This window comes from Serratia sp. 2723 (genome assembly GCF_050434425.1).
Taxonomy (GTDB): Bacteria; Pseudomonadota; Gammaproteobacteria; order Enterobacterales; family Enterobacteriaceae; genus Chania.
The window spans coordinates 26,036-43,785 of record NZ_JBNDIN010000007.1 but is presented as its reverse complement, the minus strand read 5'-3'; the positions used below and the strand labels follow the sequence as shown (position 1 = coordinate 43,785).

The 17,750-nt window shown below is 56.5% G+C and carries 15 protein-coding genes; 13 read left to right on the top strand and 2 right to left on the bottom strand.

Annotation, left to right across the window (positions count from 1 at the left end; translation table 11 throughout):
* Nucleotides 1-165 precede the first annotated feature (165 nt).
* From ABIE29_RS12465 to ABIE29_RS12405, 13 genes are all read left to right on the top strand, one after another.
* Nucleotides 166-915, top strand: a complete 750-nt coding sequence (locus tag ABIE29_RS12465; protein WP_429619104.1) for a winged helix-turn-helix domain-containing protein — start codon at nt 166-168, stop codon at nt 913-915.
* A gap of 407 nt (nt 916-1,322) precedes the next feature.
* Complete coding sequence (locus ABIE29_RS12460) at nt 1,323-5,084, top strand: nitrate reductase subunit alpha (protein WP_429619103.1); 3,762 nt, start codon at nt 1,323-1,325, stop codon at nt 5,082-5,084.
* The gene (gene narH / locus ABIE29_RS12455) at nt 5,081-6,625 is read left to right on the top strand and encodes a nitrate reductase subunit beta (protein WP_429619102.1); all 1,545 of its coding nucleotides are present in this window, start codon (nt 5,081-5,083) and stop codon (nt 6,623-6,625) included. The genes ABIE29_RS12460 and narH overlap by 4 nt, the downstream gene beginning before the upstream one ends.
* Nucleotides 6,622-7,344 (top strand): nitrate reductase molybdenum cofactor assembly chaperone, encoded by a 723-nt coding sequence (narJ, locus tag ABIE29_RS12450; protein WP_429619101.1) that lies wholly within the window; start codon nt 6,622-6,624, stop codon nt 7,342-7,344. The genes narH and narJ overlap by 4 nt, the downstream gene beginning before the upstream one ends.
* Nucleotides 7,345-7,346: 2 nt before the next feature.
* Entirely contained in the window at nt 7,347-8,024 is a 678-nt protein-coding gene (narI, locus tag ABIE29_RS12445) for a respiratory nitrate reductase subunit gamma (RefSeq protein WP_429619100.1), read from the top strand.
* A 547-nt stretch (nt 8,025-8,571) separates the two neighbouring features.
* On the top strand, nt 8,572-9,579 hold the full coding sequence (locus ABIE29_RS12440; RefSeq protein ID WP_429619099.1) for a 3-oxoacyl-[acyl-carrier-protein] synthase III C-terminal domain-containing protein: 1,008 nt from the start codon (nt 8,572-8,574) through the stop codon (nt 9,577-9,579).
* Nucleotides 9,576-10,592, top strand: coding sequence for an NAD-dependent epimerase/dehydratase family protein (locus ABIE29_RS12435; protein WP_429619098.1), 1,017 nt, complete (start codon nt 9,576-9,578; stop codon nt 10,590-10,592). Before ABIE29_RS12440 ends, ABIE29_RS12435 begins: the two co-directional genes overlap by 4 nt.
* The gene (locus ABIE29_RS12430) at nt 10,585-11,391 is read left to right on the top strand and encodes an MBL fold metallo-hydrolase (protein WP_429619097.1); all 807 of its coding nucleotides are present in this window, start codon (nt 10,585-10,587) and stop codon (nt 11,389-11,391) included. Before ABIE29_RS12435 ends, ABIE29_RS12430 begins: the two co-directional genes overlap by 8 nt.
* Nucleotides 11,388-12,674: a F390 synthetase-related protein gene (locus ABIE29_RS12425; protein WP_429619096.1), complete on the top strand. Its 1,287-nt coding sequence runs from the start codon at nt 11,388-11,390 to the stop codon at nt 12,672-12,674. Before ABIE29_RS12430 ends, ABIE29_RS12425 begins: the two co-directional genes overlap by 4 nt.
* Nucleotides 12,671-13,288: a phosphatase PAP2 family protein gene (locus tag ABIE29_RS12420; protein ID WP_429619095.1), complete on the top strand. Its 618-nt coding sequence runs from the start codon at nt 12,671-12,673 to the stop codon at nt 13,286-13,288. The genes ABIE29_RS12425 and ABIE29_RS12420 overlap by 4 nt, the downstream gene beginning before the upstream one ends.
* Nucleotides 13,285-14,403 (top strand): sterol desaturase family protein, encoded by a 1,119-nt coding sequence (locus ABIE29_RS12415; RefSeq protein ID WP_429619094.1) that lies wholly within the window; start codon nt 13,285-13,287, stop codon nt 14,401-14,403. The genes ABIE29_RS12420 and ABIE29_RS12415 overlap by 4 nt, the downstream gene beginning before the upstream one ends.
* On the top strand, nt 14,396-15,490 hold the full coding sequence (locus ABIE29_RS12410; protein ID WP_429619093.1) for a fatty acid desaturase family protein: 1,095 nt from the start codon (nt 14,396-14,398) through the stop codon (nt 15,488-15,490). Before ABIE29_RS12415 ends, ABIE29_RS12410 begins: the two co-directional genes overlap by 8 nt.
* 2 nt (nt 15,491-15,492) lie before the next feature.
* Nucleotides 15,493-16,581, top strand: a complete 1,089-nt coding sequence (locus tag ABIE29_RS12405) for a fatty acid desaturase family protein (protein ID WP_429619301.1) — start codon at nt 15,493-15,495, stop codon at nt 16,579-16,581.
* 2 nt (nt 16,582-16,583) lie between these two features.
* Here the strand turns inward: ABIE29_RS12405 and ABIE29_RS12400 are convergent, their stop codons facing one another.
* On the bottom strand, nt 16,584-16,727 hold the full coding sequence (locus ABIE29_RS12400; protein ID WP_429619300.1) for a DUF2474 domain-containing protein: 144 nt from the start codon (nt 16,725-16,727) through the stop codon (nt 16,584-16,586).
* A gap of 14 nt (nt 16,728-16,741) precedes the next feature.
* Nucleotides 16,742-17,749, bottom strand: a complete 1,008-nt coding sequence (cydB, locus tag ABIE29_RS12395) for a cytochrome d ubiquinol oxidase subunit II (RefSeq protein ID WP_429619092.1) — start codon at nt 17,747-17,749, stop codon at nt 16,742-16,744.
* Between the last annotated feature and the right edge of the window lies 1 nt (nt 17,750).

The window sequence follows — 17,750 nt, the reverse complement described above, 5'->3', positions numbered from 1 at the left end:
CTGCTGGGCATCATTTAAGCAAAACCTGACACGATAAATCGATGGTTATTGACAGGGTGAAATATAAAGTAAATTTATTTCCCCGGGTTTATATTTAATTTCTTGAAAGTTTTTTCATATTTCTATACAAATGAGGGCGCAGTGAACTCATAAAGGAAATGAAAAGTGGATGCTGAAAAGGAAATAAAAATCATAAATTTTGATGTTTTGCTCCCCTCCAGGCAGAGTTCACGCCTACGTTGGAAAGAGCTTCAGATCCTTTCCCTGCTGGTTACCCGATCGCCCGAGTTGGTGAGCCGTTCAGAAATCATCGAGACTATCTGGAAAGGCACCTATTGCTCAGACTCGACAATAAATCAGACGATTAAGTCAATTCGTCAGAAAATTGGCGACACGGAGCATAATCTCATCAGGACCATTCCTCGTCTTGGTTATAAGGTGGACAATAAAACGATTTTTAACTTTATTGCATCGGGGGAATCTGCTGTCGATGCGGAGGTTATTCCTGAAGATGGTAATGCTGACACTTTTAATAGTGATTTATCTGAGGGGGAATTAAATCATATGGCCGATGAAATTATTGAAAATGCAACGGTGCCGGAAGGTTGTTCACCCATGAATCCGATATTAAGCGAAACGGCTTGGTTGGTTGATTCCATGCGAAACACGTTAACGCCGTGGGGCAGAATATTGAAATATCTGGCGGCGTTTATTGCACTGTTGACAGTTTCGCTCTTATCCTATGCACTGGGTGGCCGAAGCAAGCCTGCAATACAGTATGAGTTGCCAAACAGCCCTCGTATGGTGCTCTCTTTTTCATTAGACACTCCCCCAGGTGCTAATCCCCAGACGCTGAATTGCGTGTATCTGGCGGGGAATGAAAAGGAAATGCGGGTTGAATGTAGCACTCGCTAACAGGGAGCCTCCTCTACGTTGTTTAAGATATGAGTATTAAACTGCGCAAGATTACCCCGTCATTTTGTCATTAATCCCGCTCGCGCATCCATTTTACCGCCACTACCCCCAAATTTCCGTTTCAGTGGGTTCGCCAGGCGCTTATCTCTGAAAATCCATTATTCCTGTTTTATTACAGTTAGATAGGGTGATTTTAAATTGTCATCCTTTAGTGGTATTTCCGCCGTTCCACCGGTTTTCCCTCCCTGATTCCCTTGATCGCAATCAAGTTGCGCCTGGCACAGCATAAGTAGCCTTGGCCGCAGACTGAGCAATGTCACTTGGCAACTTCTTACAACAACATACCCGTCGTCTTTCAAGCTGCAGTTTGAAATTCATAGGGTAACGAGCCTTCAGGAGAACTCCGGATGAGCAAATTTCTAGATCGGTTCCGCTACTTCAAGCAGTTGGCCGAACCTTTCTCTGGTGGTCATGGCCAAACGCTAAACACCAACCGCGATTGGGAAGACGGTTACCGCAGCCGCTGGCAGCACGACAAAGTGGTGCGCTCCACCCATGGTGTTAACTGCACTGGCTCCTGTAGCTGGCAAATCTATGTGAAAAACGGCCTGGTCACCTGGGAAACCCAGCAGACCGACTATCCACGCACCCGTCCAGATTTGCCCAACCATGAGCCACGTGGCTGTCCGCGCGGTGCCAGCTATTCCTGGTACCTCTACAGTGCCAACCGCCTGAAATATCCGTTGATGCGCAAACGCCTAATCAAGCTATGGCGCGAGGCTAAAGCCTTGCATAGCGATCCGGTTGATGCCTGGGGTTCGATCGTTTCCGACCCGGAAAAAGCCAAAAGCTACAAAGTGGCTCGTGGTCGCGGTGGTTTTGTCCGTTCCAACTGGCAGGAAGTCAATGAACTGATTGCCGCTTCCAACGTCTATACCGCCAAGACCTTTGGCCCGGACCGCATTATCGGCTTCTCGCCGATCCCGGCAATGTCGATGGTGTCTTACGCCGCAGGGGCGCGCTATCTTTCGCTGATTGGCGGCACCTGCCTGAGTTTCTACGACTGGTACTGCGATTTACCACCGGCCTCGCCGATGACCTGGGGCGAGCAGACCGACGTACCGGAATCCGCCGACTGGTACAACTCCTCGTACATCATTGCCTGGGGTTCCAACGTGCCGCAAACGCGCACCCCGGATGCCCACTTCTTCACCGAGGTGCGCTACAAGGGCACTAAAACCGTCGCGGTGACGCCAGACTACGCGGAAGTGGCCAAGCTATGCGACCAGTGGCTGAACCCGAAACAGGGTACCGATAGCGCAATGGCGCTGGCGATGGGCCACGTGATGCTCAAAGAGTTCCATCTGGATCGTGAAGTTGGCTATTTCCGCGATTACGTGCGTCGCTACACCGATATGCCGATGCTGGTGCTGTTGGAGCCGCGTACCGAAGGCTATTACGCCGCAGGCCGCCTGCTGCGCGCCGCCGATCTGGTGGATGCCCTTGGCCAGGAAAACAACCCCGAGTGGAAAACCGTCGCGCTGGATCAGACCAGCGGTGAACTGGTGGCGCCGCAGGGCTCTATCGGTTTCCGTTGGGGTGAGAAGGGCAAATGGAACCTGGAACAGCGTGAAGGTAAGGCCCAGCAGGATGTGGAGCTGCAACTCAGCCTGCTAGGCAGCCATGATGAGGTGGTTGACGTTGGCTTCCCTTACTTCGGCGGTGCCGAGAGTGAGCATTTCAACAGCGTGGCGTTGGACGAAATCCTGCTGCACAAACTGCCGGTAAAACGCCTGCAACTGGCGGACGGCAGCCAGGTGCTGGTGACCAGCGTCTACGACCTGACGCTGGCGAACTACGGTCTGGATCGTGGCCTGAATGATGCCAACTGTGCCAACGGTTATGACGAAGTCAAAGCCTATACACCAGCCTGGGCAGAACAGATCACCGGCGTCTCACGCCATAATATCATCCGCATTGCGCGGGAGTTTGCCGAAAACGCCGAGAAAACCCACGGCCGTTCGATGATTATCGTTGGAGCCGGTGTCAACCACTGGTATCACATGGACATGACCTATCGCGGACTGATCAACATGCTGATCTTCTGCGGTTGCGTTGGCCAAAGCGGTGGCGGCTGGGCACACTATGTCGGCCAGGAAAAGCTGCGCCCGCAAACCGGTTGGGTGCCGCTGGCCTTTGGCCTCGACTGGCAGCGTCCGGCGCGCCATATGAACAGCACCTCGTTCTTCTACAATCACTCCAGCCAATGGCGTTACGAGACGGTTGGCACTGAAGAGTTGTTGTCACCGATGGCGGACAAGAGCCAGTTTGCTGGCAGCCTGATCGACCTGAACGTGCGTGCCGAGCGCATGGGTTGGTTGCCATCGGCACCGCAACTGGACACCAACCCGCTGCATCTGGCCGCTCAGGCTAAAGCGGCCGGTCAGACGCCGCTGGATTTCACCGTGGAGAGTCTGAAACAGGGCAAGGTCCGCTTTGCCGCCGAACAGCCGGATAACCCGCAGAACTTCCCGCGTAACCTGTTCGTCTGGCGCTCGAACCTGTTGGGCTCCTCCGGCAAGGGGCATGAATACATGCTCAAATACCTGCTGGGGACCGAGAATGGTATCCAGGGCCAGGATCTGGGCCAGCAGGGTGGAGTAAAACCGCAGGAAGTGGAATGGCAGGATAACGGCGGCGAAGGCAAGCTGGATCTGGTGGTGACGCTCGATTTCCGCATGTCCAGCACCTGCCTGTATTCCGACATCGTGTTGCCAACTGCCACCTGGTACGAGAAAGACGATATGAATACGTCGGATATGCATCCGTTTATTCATCCGCTGTCTGCGGCTGTCGATCCCGCCTGGGATTCCAAGAGCGACTGGGAGATCTACAAGGGGATCGCCAAAGCGTTCTCCGAGGTGTGCGTTGGCCACCTGGGCCAGGAAACCGACATTGTTACACTGCCAATCCAGCATGACTCCGCCGCCGAACTGGCGCAGCCCTATGGCGTGAAAGACTGGAAGAAAGGCGAGTGCGAGCTGATCCCGGGCAAAACCGCGCCACACATCATGGTGGTAGAACGCGATTATCCCGCGACCTACGAGCGCTTTACCTCGCTCGGCCCCCTGTTGGACAAGCTTGGCAACGGCGGCAAGGGCATCAGTTGGAACACCCAGACCGAAGTCGACTTCCTGAAAAAACTGAATTACGTGAAGACCGAAGGCCCGGCAGCCGGGCGGCCCAAGATCGAAAGTGCCATCGATGCGGCGGAAGTGATCCTCTCTCTGGCACCGGAAACCAATGGGCAGGTGGCGGTGAAAGCCTGGCAGGCGCTGAGCGATATCACCGGGCGCGATCACACCCATCTGGCGCTGAACAAGGAAGACGAAAAGATCCGCTTCCGCGATATTCAGGCCCAGCCGCGCAAGATCATCTCCAGCCCGACCTGGTCTGGCCTGGAAGACGAACACGTTTCTTACAACGCCTGCTACACCAACGTGCATGAGCTGATCCCTTGGCGCACCCTGAGCGGCCGCCAACAGCTGTATCAGGATCACGAGTGGATGCGTGCCTTCGGGGAAAGTCTGCTGGTTTATCGCCCGCCGATCGACACCCGTGCCGCGCAGCCGTTGCTGAATAAAAAACCGAACGGCAACAAAGAGAAGGCGCTGAACTTCCTGACGCCGCACCAGAAGTGGGGCATCCACTCCACCTATAGCGACAACCTGCTGATGCTGACCCTGTCACGTGGCGGGCCTATCGTCTGGCTGAGTGAGGACGATGCCAAAGATCTGGGTATCGAAGATAACGACTGGATCGAGGCCTTCAACGCCAACGGCGCACTCACCGCCCGTGCGGTGGTCAGCCAGCGAATTCCGTCGGGCATGACCATGATGTATCACGCGCAGGAACGTATCGTGAACATTCCTGGTTCGGAAATCACCAGCCAGCGCGGCGGGATCCACAACTCGGTGACCCGTGTGTGCCCGAAACCGACCCATATGATCGGCGGCTATGCACAGCTGGCCTACGGTTTTAACTACTACGGCACCGTCGGCTCGAATCGCGATGAGTTTGTGGTGGTGCGCAAAATGGACCATATCGACTGGTTAGACGGTGAAGGTAACGACTACGCACAGGGCAGCCAGCAGGAGAAAGCCAAATGAAAATTCGTTCGCAAGTTGGCATGGTGCTCAACCTGGACAAATGCATCGGTTGCCATACCTGTTCGGTGACCTGTAAGAACGTCTGGACCAGCCGTGAAGGCATGGAATACGCCTGGTTCAACAACGTGGAAAGCAAGCCGGGGATCGGTTATCCCAACGCCTGGGAAGATCAGGATAAGTGGAAGGGCGGCTGGATACGCAAAATTAACGGCAAGCTGGAGCCGCGCATGGGGAACCGTGTTGGCCTGCTGTCGAAGATTTTTGCCAACCCGGACGTTCCCGCATTGGACGACTATTACGAACCGTTCGATTACGACTACCAGAATCTGCATACCGCCCCGCAGGGCAAGCATCAGCCGATTGCCCGCCCGCGATCGCTGATCACCGGCCAGCGGATGAACAAGATCGAAAGTGGCCCAAACTGGGAAGAGATCCTCGGCGGTGAGTTCGACAAGCGTGCCAAGGACAAAAACTTCGACAACATGCAGAAGGCGATGTACGGCCAGTTCGAAAATACCTTCATGATGTATTTGCCACGGCTGTGCGAGCACTGCCTGAACCCTGCCTGCGTGGCGACTTGCCCGAGCGGTGCGATCTATAAACGCGGCGAAGACGGCATTGTGTTGATCGATCAGGATAAATGCCGTGGCTGGCGGATGTGCCTGACTGGCTGCCCGTACAAGAAAATCTACTTCAACTGGAAGAGCGGCAAATCCGAGAAATGTATCTTCTGCTACCCAAGGATTGAGGCAGGCCAGCCGACCGTCTGTTCGGAAACCTGCGTGGGGCGAATCCGCTATCTTGGCGTGCTGCTGTACGATGCCGACCGCATTGAACACGCGGCTGCTGTTGAGCACGATCAAGACCTCTATCAGAGCCAAATGGACATCTTCCTCGATCCGCACGACCCGGCGGTGCTTGAGCAAGCGCTAAAAGACGGTATCCCGCAAGGTGTGATTGACGCCGCGCAGCAGTCGCCGGTTTACAAGATGGCGATGGACTGGAAACTGGCGCTGCCGCTGCACCCGGAATATCGCACCTTACCGATGGTGTGGTATGTGCCACCGTTGTCTCCGATCCAGTCGGCCGCCGATGCCGGTGAGTTGGCCCATAGCGGCGTGCTGCCCGACGTCGAAAGCTTGCGCATCCCGGTGCAATATCTGGCGAATCTGTTGACCGCTGGAGATACCGCTCCGGTGCTGTTGGCGCTGAAACGGATGTTGGCGATGCGCCACTACAAGCGGGCCGAAACCGTGGACGGCGTGGTGGATACCAGCGCGCTGGAGCAGGTGGGGCTGACAGAGGCGCAGGCGCAAGAAATGTATCGCTATCTGGCGATTGCTAACTACGAAGACCGTTTCGTCGTGCCTTCCAGCCATCGTGAACTGGCGCGTGAAGCCTTCCCGGAAAGCAAAGGCTGCGGCTTCAGCTTTGGTGACGGTTGCCACGGCAGCGACAGCAAGTTCAACCTGTTTAACAGCCGCCGCATCGATGCCATCGACGTGATGCAGAAAACCCCGCGCAAGGAGGATGCCTCATGATCGCTCTGCGAATTATTGCCCGCCTGTTGGATTATCCTGAGCAGGTGCTGTTTGACCATCAGCAAGAGCTGGTGGAAGCCCTGGAACCGGCCTGCGAACTGGATTTGCATCACAGCGCCCAGCTGGTTTTGTTTATCCGCTGCTTCTGTGCCCGTCCGTTGCTGGACGTGCAGGCGGAGTATTGCGAGCTGTTCGATCGCGGTCGTGCGACCTCACTGTTGCTGTTTGAGCACGTTCACGGTGAATCCCGCGATCGCGGCCAGGCGATGGTCGATCTGATGGCGCAATACCGCGCAGCCGGGCTGGAGATCGACAGCCGCGAACTGCCGGATTTCCTGCCGCTGTATCTGGAGTATCTTGCCAGCCGCAATAAAGAGCAAGCTCAAGGTGGACTGCAGGATATCGCCCCCATTCTGGCTCTGCTGGGGGCTCGTTTGCAGCAGCGTCAAAGCCCGTATGCGGTGCTGTTCGATTTGCTGCTGGCGCTGTCAGGTACCACCGTCACCAGCACCAGCCTGGAGGATCAGGTGGCAGCTGAAGCCAGGGACGACACGCCACAGGCACTGGATGCCGTCTGGGAAGAAGAACAGATCAAGTTTTTGGGTGAACAGGGCTGTGTTTCGGCGCAGCAGGCCACCCACCAGCGGCGCTTTGCGGGCGCGGTAGCGCCACAGTATCTGGATGTGGGTTCAATGACCACGGCAACCAAAGGACGCTAATCATGCATTTTATGACGCTTTTCTTCTTTGATATCTATCCGTATATCGCCGGGGCGATCTTTCTGATCGGCAGTTGGCTGCGCTACGACTACGGGCAATACACCTGGCGTGCAGGCTCCAGTCAGATGCTGGATAAAAAGGGCATGCGGCTGGCTTCCAACCTGTTTCATATCGGCATTCTGGGCATTTTTGCCGGGCATTTCCTCGGCATGCTGACGCCGCACTGGATGTATGAATCTTTCCTGCCGATCGCCGTGAAGCAGAAAATGGCGATGTTTGCCGGTGGGGCCTGTGGCGTGATGATGCTGGTGGGGGGAGTGCTGTTATTGAAACGCCGTCTGACCAACCCACGGATCCGCGCCACCAGTAGCATGGGGGATATCCTGATCCTGACGCTGCTGGTCGTGCAGGTATGCTTGGGGCTGTTGACCATCCCGTTTTCCGCCCAACATATGGACGGCAGCGAGATGCTGAAGCTGGTGGCCTGGGCGCAAGCGGTGGTGACTTTCCACGGCGGTGCGGCTCAGCACCTGGAAGGGGTTGCACCGATATTCAAGATCCATATCGTGCTTGGCATGACTCTGTTCCTGATATTCCCATTCTGCCGCCTGGTGCATATCTGGAGCGTACCGGTGGAATATCTGACTCGCCGCTACCAGTTGGTGCGTAACCGCCGATAGCTCCCCGCGTTACTCAGCGGCAAGGTCCGATGGACGTTGCCGCTTTACTATTCGTGGTGGGGGGGCCAAATCTTCCGCGAATGGCCGGTTATGATCAAAGCCTTTAGCCAGCATGGCACTCGCTATTCTCAGGTTTACTTCCCGCTCTTTCTCTCTATCTATTTCAATGTCCTTCTGCAGGGCTATCTCGAATCGAGGTATTCTGTATTGTGACCCGTTGTTCACGCAGTTCGAGCAGATCACGCTGAAGTACGTGCTCCAGAAGGGCCATGCGGCGATGCTGCACGATCTTATCGTCTGAGATGGCAGTAAGGTTGGCAGTTTATTCCTATAGATCTCTTATCGGCGTTGATCTAGGCTGTGCCATTGGGTTAACAGCATGATTTACCTGAATAGTTAAGCGAAAGGAATCAATCAGTAAAAATTCCTGTTAGGATTTTCATTATGCTGATGTTAAATAAGGGCTAGATCAAAATAGCGTAAATAGTTTGATTAATTACGCTGGATGCTAAGCCAAACGAGTTAGGGATAAGCAGACTGAACACCTATGATCATTGATAACCTGTCCCACCCCGTATTGCCGCTGAAAATCATCGCCACCGGCGCGGCTTTGCCTCCCGGCTGCATCGAATCTTCGACGTTGGATCGGCAATTGAACAAACCCGTCGGCTATGTAGAAAAACGCTCGGGGATTATTCATCGCTTTCATGCCAGCAATCAGGCCAGCCAGGCCGAACTGGCCGTCGCCGCATTGGATGATGCGCTGGTTCGCCATGCCATCCCGCGCGACTCTATCGATCTGTTGATCTCGGCCTCGGCCATTTCTGTACAGGCATTGCCCTTCAGTGCCGCGCATATTCTTAAAATCGCCGGATTACCCTCAGGTACCACTGGTTTTGATATCAATACCAGCTGCGTCAGCTTTATTAGCGCATTGCAGGTGGCGGCGGGGCTGCTCAACACAGGCGTTTACCGGCGTATTGCCATCGTCTCTGCCGATATTGCCTCGCGCGGTATCGACTGGGAGGATGAAGAGTCTTCGCTGATCTTTGGCGATGGTGCCGCCTGTGCCATTGTGGAACGCGGCGATGGGCGCAGCGGGATTTTGTCCTACCTGATGGAAACCTACCCTGAAGGTAGCGATTTGTGTGAAATCCGCGCTGGTGGCACACGCCGTAACCCGCGAGCCGGGATGAACGATAGCGATTTTCTGTTCCACATGAAGGGCAAGCAACTGTTCCGCCAGGCGTCGGCGCTGATTGAGGGCTATCTTGAGCGCTTGCTGAGCGCCGCAGGGCTCACCTTGTCACAGATTGCCACCGTGGTGCCGCACCAGGCCAGTCATCTCTCTCTGGAGCATATGCGCAAAAGGCTACATGTGGCGCCAGAGGTGCTGGTGGATATCTATCGTTACCGGGGCAACCAGGTGGCGGCGTCAATTCCTTCCGCGTTGCACGAGGCGGCGATCACCGGCAGGCTGCATGCCAATCAGCCGGTGATGTTGATCGGCACCGCTGCAGGACTGACCCTGGGTGGTATGGTTCTGCTGCCATGAAAGTCTTGGTAACCGGAGCAACCAGTGGGTTAGGGCGCAATGCAGCCGAGTGGTTACTGGCTGCCGGGCATCAGGTGCATGCCACCGGGCGCGATGAGGCCGTTGGCGGTGAGTTGGTAGCGCTGGGGGCAAAGTTTACCCCATTGGATCTGACCCGTGCCGGGATGGAACAGTGCGAACTGCTGATGAAAGACTATGACGTGGTCTGGCATTGTGCCGCCAAATCTTCCCCGTGGGGGGATCGCAAGGCGTTTTTCCAGGCCAACACCTACGTCACGGAAAAGCTCGCCAAAGCTGCCGGGCGCTGCGGTGTGAAACGCTTTATCCATATCTCGACGCCGGCGATCTATTTTGACTTCAAACATCATCACAATATCGCTGAAGGTGAATCTGCCCGCCGCTTTGCCAACCATTACGCTGCCAGCAAGTATGCTGCCGAACAGAGCATTTGCGGGCTGCTGCATCGCTATCCGCAAACCACCTACCTGATCCTGCGCCCGCGCGGCCTGTTTGGCCCGCATGACCGCGTGATCGTACCCAGGATCCTGGCCCAGATGCAGCGTGATAAAGGTATTCTGCGCCTGCCAGGCGGCGGTAGAGCCTATCTGGATCTGACCTTTGTGCTCAACGTAGTGCATGCGATGGACCTGGCCAGCAACCGAGAGAATTTGCCTTCCGGTGGCATTTATAACATCACCAACCAACAGCCGCAGCGGCTGGAGGATATGCTGCACCAACTGCTGGCTCGGCAGCTAGGCTGGCAATATCGGGTGCAGGCACTGCCTTACCGGCTGTTGTGGGCGGTGGCCGGAGGCATGGAATTGATAGCCCATTTTACCGGCAAAGAGCCGATGCTGACGCGCTACAGCGCGGCGGCTGCCTATTTTGATATGACGTTGGATAACAGCCGTGCGATTGAAGAGCTGGGCTACCGGCCACGTTACAGCCTGGAGCAGGGGATTGAGCTGACCGGGCAATGGATGAAACAGCAGGGGATGGCGGCGCATGGCTAATATCACCTCCTTTGAAATCGGCTATTGCACCCATCTTGGCTGCATGGCGCTGCGTGGTTCGCCGATGCGTAGCTGTAAATTCCCCTCCCGCGCCTATCTGCTGGAGGTGGGCGAGCGGCGCTGGCTATGGGACACCGGTTATGCCAGCTATTTCCAACAGTACACCGCCAGCGGTATTTTCCGGCTGTATAGCCAGATTACCCCGGTCTATTTCAGCCCACAGCAGGCGCTGCTTGAGCAGTTGCGTAGCCGGGGGGTGAGCGTGGGTGATATTGAAGCGGTGATTGTTTCCCATTTTCATGCTGACCATATTGCCGGTCTGCGCGATTTCAGCAGTCTTAACATGATTTGCTCCGGCGAAGGTTGGCAGCAAACTCGTGATCTGCGAGGCTTTGCTGCCCTGAAGCGGGCGTTTGTGCCGGGATTGATCCCCGAGGAGTTTGAATCCGCACTGCAGTTTGTGGAGTCATTCCCGCTACAGAGTCTGCCAGCCGAACTGGCACCGTTCCAACAGGGGTATGCGCTGCCGGGTAGCGATGGGCAAATCCTCATCGTGCCTCTGCCAGGCCATGCTGCGGGTCATCTTGGTGCCTTTGTCCAAACCGACACGGGCTGGACGCTGCTGGCCAGCGATGCCGCCTGGTCGCCGCTGAACTACCAGCAACTGCGTGGCCCTTCGCGGCTGGCGAACCTGATCATGGATAATCCGCGTAGCTACTATCAAACCCTTGAAGCGCTCAACCAGCTGCATCACGGCGGCGCGGCGCAGATCCTGTTGTGCCATGAGGGGGATTTATGATCCCACTGATGACGCTGTGGCACTATCTGCGAGCGCGCAGGCTGCATTTCACCGAACGGGCAGAGCTGGAGGCTTACCAGACGCGTCAGTTAAAACGTTTTGCCCGCCGGGTATTGGCGCATAGCCCCTATTTCCGGCCATACTGTCTGTTACCTGTGAGCGAATGGCCAGAAATGGACAAAGCGATCATGATGACGCATTTTGATCGGATGAATACCGCAGGGCTGCAACTTGAGACGCTGTTGGCCTGTGCCCGGCGCAGCGAGACCGATCGCGACTTCACCCCCAAAGTGGGCAAATACAGCGTGGGTTTATCGACCGGCACCTCCGGGCGGCGCGGCGTGTTTGTGGTCAGCCCGCAGGAGCAGCAGATCTGGGCCGGCGGCATGTTGGCAAAAATGCTGCCGCAAGGGGTGTTTGCCGGTGAGCGGGTCGCGCTGTTTCTGCGGGCGGACAACAATCTGTATCACAGCGTCAATAACCGCTGGTTGAGCCTGACGTTTTACGATCTGTTTGCTCCCTTTGCCGAGCACTTGCCGCAGATTGAACGGGAGCAACCCACCATCGTGGTCGCGCCTGCGCAGGTGTTGTGCGCGTTGGCTGATGCGGTCGAGCGGGGCGAATTGCAACTACAGGTGAAAAAGGTGATCTCGGTGGCCGAGGTGCTGGAACCGCAGGATCGCCAACGGCTAAAGCGGGTATTTGCCGACGTAGGCGAAGTCTATCAGGCCACCGAAGGTTTTCTGGCCGCCACCTGTAGCCACGGCACCTTACATCTGAACGAAGAGTTTATTCACGTGGAGCCACAGTGGATCGATGAGCAGCGCTTTACCCCGCTGATCACCGATTTTACCCGCCGTACGCAGCCGATCGTGCGTTATCGGCTGGATGATATTCTGGTGCGGCGTGCGGAGCCTTGCCCGTGCGGCCAGGCCAGCATGGCGTTGGAGCGGATTGAAGGGCGCTGTGACGATCAACTGTTGCTGCCAGGATTGCAGGGCGCAGCGCAGCGAGTCTTTGCCGATCTGTGCCGCCGGGTGATTGCCAACGCGTTACCCGCCGTGGCGGATTATCGCCTGACCCAGTTAACCTGCCAACGGCTGCATCTGATGGCCGATTGCAGCCCCGAAGAACTGGCGTATTGCCAGCAGCAGCTGATTGCGCTGTTTAGCCAGCAGGGTATCGCCGTGCAGCAACTGGAGTGGCAGTTGACCGCACAAAGTATCATGCCGCAGTTCGATGCCAAACGCCGACGCATCGTACGCTTGCCGGAGGCACCATGAAAGAGGTGATCTATCGCCTATGGCAAATGCTGCTGGGCTGGGGCTTTGTCGGCCTGATTTATAACGCCACTGACCGATGGCAAGGGGCGGGTTATCAGCTGACACCGAGTTGGCTGGATCGCGCGATCCCGTTCAGCCCACATGCCGTCTGGCTATACCTGTCTTTTTTCCTGATCGTTCCGCTGTGCTATCTGCTGTGTCCGCTAAGCCGGATCAAATGGCTTAGAAGCTCAATGCAGCTTGCCGCTATTATTGCGGGGGCCATCTATCTGCTGTGGCCGACGACGATGGACTACCCGGTCGATCAGGGCCGTTCACTCAGCTCCACCCTGTTGGCTGCATTGATCGGCATTGATTCAACACAAAACTGCTTACCCTCTTTGCACATAGCTTTGACGGCCCTGGCCGTGTGGGCCGTGGCGGACAGCCGGAAAAAATGGCGCAGCCTACTGTTGTCGGTTTGGGGGTTGGCGATAGCCTTCTCTATCCTGCAACTGCGCCGTCACCTGTTGGTGGATTTGCTTAGTGGGGCGGCGTTGGCCATGGCCGTAGGCTATGCCTGCCAGCATGCTCGATGGATTGTCTGTGATTTTCGTCAGGGAGAACGGCCATGACCGATCTGGTAATACCGATAGTATTTATGCTGTGCGTGGTGCTGGGCGAAGCCCTGTGGCTGCAAAAGCGCAACCGGGGCAGCGTTGATTGGCATGATGTGATCTTCAACCTCAACTCTGGGCACATCATGCTGTGGCTGTTTCGGGGGCTGGAGATTTTCTGCTATGGCTATGTAGTGACCCATTACAGCCTGGGCCTGGTAGATAGCTGGCCGGTCGCGCTGGTGTGGCTGTTTGCCCTGCTGGCGTGGGACTTTGGTTTTTACTGGTTACACCGCCTGCATCACCGTTTCCGCCTGCTGTGGGCGGTGCATGTGGTGCATCACCAGGGCGAACATTTCAATCTGTCGTTGGGCGTGCGTAACTCATGGTATTCGTCATTAACGTCGATCCCGTTCTTTATGCTGCTGGCGCTGGCCGGTGTGCCGCTTGCGGTATTTATCACCGTATCGATCCTGCACTACGGCATTCAGCTGTTTAACCATAACGCGCTGACCCCAAAACTGGGTTTTCTGGAAAAAATCTTCGTTACCCCAGCGCACCATCGGGTGCATCACGTCAACGATCTGGCCTATTCCAACCGTAATTTTGGCGGCAGCTTTATCTTCTGGGACAAACTGTTTGGCACCTTTGGTCCATCGCTGCCGACCGAGCCTTTCGCCTATGGCGTGCGCGGGGAAAAATCTTCGGTTAACCCGTTCTGGGCCAGCAATCAGCCGTTTTTACGCTACTTCAAACTGCCTTGCAAACCTTCGGCCAAGAGAGCCAGTTTCCGCAGTTCCGCCTGGTGCATGGTGAGCGGTGCGTTGCTGCTGTTCGCCCTGGTGCTGGGCTACGTGTATCGTTTCGGGTACGGCTACAACGGCCTGACTGGCGAGCAGGCGGTACTGTTTATGCTGTTGGCGGTAGGTGCGGTAGCGCTGGGTGGGATTGCCGAAGGCCATAACTGGGGCGTTAAGGTCTGGTTACTGGTGGCGTTGGCCGCTCCCCTGTTGTTGCTGTTGGCGCTGGGTTGGCACCAACCTTACTGGTGGCTGATGACCTGCGGCATTGCCGTGCATGGTTGCGCCGTCGCCGCTGGCTGGGGACGCCAGAAGGAAGCTGCACATGGCTGACTTGCTGCCGCCACTCTCTTTCCCTGCGGATGGGGAACAGGCGTTTCATCGTGAACTGAAACGCCGGGCCCATGCTTATCTGAGCGGTCGTAACGATCACCGCTTTGCCGATGTGACCCGTTGGGTCAAGGCTATCGTCCTGCTGTTGCTGTGCGTGGGGTTCTACCTGCTCAGCCTGATGCAGCAGCAGGGGCTGGCGTTTATGCTGTGCTATTTCGCTTTTGTCATGATGGGCATGTTGCTGAACGTCAACGTCAATCATGACGCTTCGCATAACGCGTTCGCCCGCACTCCCTGGGTGAATCGTCTGGCGGGGCGGTTGGTGACGATCCCGCTGGGGGTCGATCCGGACTATTGGCGGACACGGCACGTCAGCTATCACCATGTGTATGCCAACGTCGAACATTACGATCTGGACACCGAAGAGAACGGCTTTTTCCGCCAGACGCCGTTCCAGCAGTGGCGAGCGCACATGCGCTATCAGCACCTTTATTGGCCGCTGATTGCCGCCTTGTCGCTGCCCTATATTGCACTGGTGTTTGATTGGTCAGACCGGTTGGGCAAAACCCCGTTGGCCGCCGAGGGGGTGCTTGCCGGGCGCAAGGGCTGGGCGGTGTTTATTGCCAGCAAACTGTGCCACCTATTGGTGGTGCTGGTTATCCCGCTGGTGGTTTGCCAGCAACACGGCATTGGCTGGCAAACGGTGCTGCTTGCCTATCTGTTGAGCCAGATGCTGGCCTCGCTGCTGGTGGTGTTCTTACTGTTGGGTACCCATTGGGCACAGGCCGAGTTTTATGCGGTGCCAGAGGGGAGCCAAATGCCGCAGGGTTGGTATCGGCACAACTTTGCCACCGCCTGCGACTGGGAAACCTCGCCGAAGTGGTTGCATCATCTGACCGGCGGGCTGAATTATCATCTCACCCATCATCTGTTCCCCGGCTGGAATCACCGCCACTACCCGGCGTTGGCCGCTATCCTGGCCGAACTCGCGCCACGTTACGCCATGGATTATCGCTGCATCGGCTATCGCGAGCTGTTGCAACAGCAACAACGTTTCCTCCGCGCGATGGGGCAACAGCCGCGATGAAGATGCCGGATACCACGCCGCTGCGACCCTTGGCGTTCCAACGGGAGAATCGCGATATTCATCTGGCGCTGATGCGTGGCAGCCAGGCTTATCTGGCGGAGCGGGGCGACCACCGCTTTGCCAACCGCGGGATGTTCGCCAAGGTGTTGCTGCTGATCCTGCTGTGCGCGGGCTTTTACGCACTCAGTTTGCAGCAGCAAAACGCCTGGGCTTATTTTGGCTGCTACGTCGGCTTTATTTTCTCCGCCATGATGCTGACGGTGAACGTGGTGCACGACGCTTCACACAATGCCTTTTTCAAACGGGCGCGGCTTAACCACTGGCTTAACTTTATCGTCAGCATCCCGTTGGGGCTGGACGCCGACTGTTGGCGGGTACGCCATGTCATCTTCCACCATGCCTACAACAATATCGAAGGTTACGATCCGGATATCGAGCCGAACGGCGTGCTGCGGCAAACGCCGTTCCAGCAGCGCAAAGCCTTTATGCGTATGCAGCAATACTACTGGCCGATGGTAGCGGCGCTGACCTTCCCATATTACATCTGGCTGTTTGACTGGTTGGATCGGGCTGGCAAAACGCGCATAACGCCCAAGATGATGTTACAGGGGGGCAAAGGCTGGGGCGTTTTCTTGCTGAGCAAGCTGGCGCACTTTACGCTGGCGTTGGCCATCCCGCTATGGCTGATGCCGCCTGAGGTCAGCGCCACGGCGATCTGGTTGACTTACCTGCTGAGCCAGATGCTGTCGTCGTTGGTGTTTGTGATGCTGATTGTCGGTACCCATTGGGCCAAAGCCAATTTTTATCAGGCTCCCGAGCAGGGCAAGATGGTGCATGGCTGGTATCAACATCTGTTTTCCACCACCTTTGACTGGCAGGCTTCGCCGCGCTGGGTTGGCTACTGGCTGGGCGGTGCCAACCTGCACCTGACCCACCACCTGTTCCCGCATTGGAGCCATCGGCATTACCCGGCCCTGGCGAAGATTATTGCCGAGGTTGCGACTCAACACGGGCTGGATTATCAGTGTCTGGATCTGAAAACGCTGTTGCAGATGCAACAGCGTTTTTTGGGGGCGATGGGGAAACAGTGACGTTATTCCGGCTTCATCCCGGCGGCGGTCATCAGCAGGCGGAAAAGCGAAGCCACCAAAAACAGCCCCAGGACGCTGGCACTCCAGATAATCACCAGCCAGCCGACGCGTTTCCACCAGGGAATGGCGGTGGTATTCTCATTCATCGTATTATTCATCATCAGTGATACCCATCCTCATGGCTCACCTTGCCGCGGAACACGTAGTAGCTCCAGAAGGTGTAGACCAAAATAATCGGAATAATAAACAGCGCGCCCACCAGCATAAAGCCCAGGCTCTGTAGCGGCGCAGCGGCTTGCCACAGGGTGATGGTCGGCGGGATCAGCAGCGGCCAGATGCTGATACCCAGACCGCTTAGCCCCAGAAACACCAGCAACAGCGTCAGCAGGAACGGCGAATAGTGGGCATCATGGCGTACGCCGTGCCAGATCCCCCAGGCACTGAGCAGCACCAACAGTGGCACCGGTAGCAGCCAGAACAGGTTCGGCAGGCTGAACCAGCGGGTCGCAATTTCAGGGTGAGCGATTGGCGTCCACACGCTGACGGCCAGCAGGATCAGCAGCAGGCTGACCAGCAACGGCGTAGTCAGACGATGCATGCGTGCTTGCAGGCTTCCAGCTGTTTTCATCACCAGCCAGGTACAGCCGAGTAGTGCATAGGTCACCACCAGGCCCAAACCGCAGAACAGGGCGAAAGGAGTGAACCAGTCGAAGGGGCCGCCAACATAGGCACGACCTTCCACCGGGAAGCCGTCAATAATCGCCCCTACCACCACGCCCTGGCAGAAGGTGGCCAGGATTGAACCGCCAATAAATGCCTTATCCCAGATATGGCGTTTTTCCGCTTTAGCCTTGAAGCGGAATTCAAAGGCCACGCCGCGGAAGATCAGACCAAACAGCATCAGCGTGAGGGGAATGGCCAACGCATCCAGGATCACCGCATAGGCCAGAGGGAATGCCCCAAACAGGGCGGCCCCGCCAAGCACCAGCCAGGTTTCGTTGCCGTCCCACACCGGTGCCACCGTATTCATCATCACATCGCGATCGGGACTGTCTTTCACCCAAGGGAACAGAATGCCAATGCCTAGATCAAAGCCGTCCATGACCACGTACATCATGGTGCTGAACACAATGATCACAAACCAAATCAGCGGAAGATCGATACCCATG